We start from the raw sequence: 523 nt of genomic DNA on the forward strand, positions 1-523 counted from the left end.
CACGACTACGGTCAGCACGAACAGGAACGGCACCAGCGTGCCGAGGACAAAGCCTTCCGTGCTGAAAACCGCGTGAAGAATCTCGTTCAACTCATGTCCTCAAATTCGTCCGCAGCACGGTCGTACCGCGACTGTGGCATCAATCCAGGCGAATCCATGGCGCATCCTGCGCAGGTCAAGAAACCAGGCCGGGAATCAATGCTGGTCAAGCTGGAAACAGCCCCTGTGCCGGATGGTCGGCGGTCGCCGAAATCCAGCCGATGACGTACAGGGCGAAAGCCGCCGCGACAAGCCCGTCGACCCGGTCCATGACGCCGCCATGGCCCGGTATCAGCGTGCCCGAATCCTTGCGGTTGTGGCGGCGCTTCACCCATGATTCGAAAAGGTCGCCGGCCTGGGAGACGAGCGAAAGCACGAGCGCGACGACGCCGAGCACTGCGAGATTTCCGCCTCCGGCCGCGGCCGCCAGAAGCAGCCCGGCAACCACGCCGCCGACGGCGCCGCCGAGTGCCCCGCTCTGAGT

At 64.4% G+C, this 523-nt stretch carries 1 protein-coding gene; it reads right to left on the reverse strand.

Annotated elements, in window-relative coordinates:
- Positions 1-205: 205 nt before the first annotated feature.
- Positions 206-523, reverse strand: a 318-nt coding sequence (locus tag EOA86_RS37790) for a phosphatidate cytidylyltransferase (protein WP_164892461.1), incomplete at its 5' end; no start/stop codon positions are given.

It is taken from the genome of Mesorhizobium sp. M5C.F.Ca.IN.020.32.2.1, from assembly GCF_004023105.1.
In the GTDB taxonomy this organism is placed as follows: domain Bacteria; phylum Pseudomonadota; class Alphaproteobacteria; order Rhizobiales; family Rhizobiaceae; genus Mesorhizobium; species Mesorhizobium wenxiniae.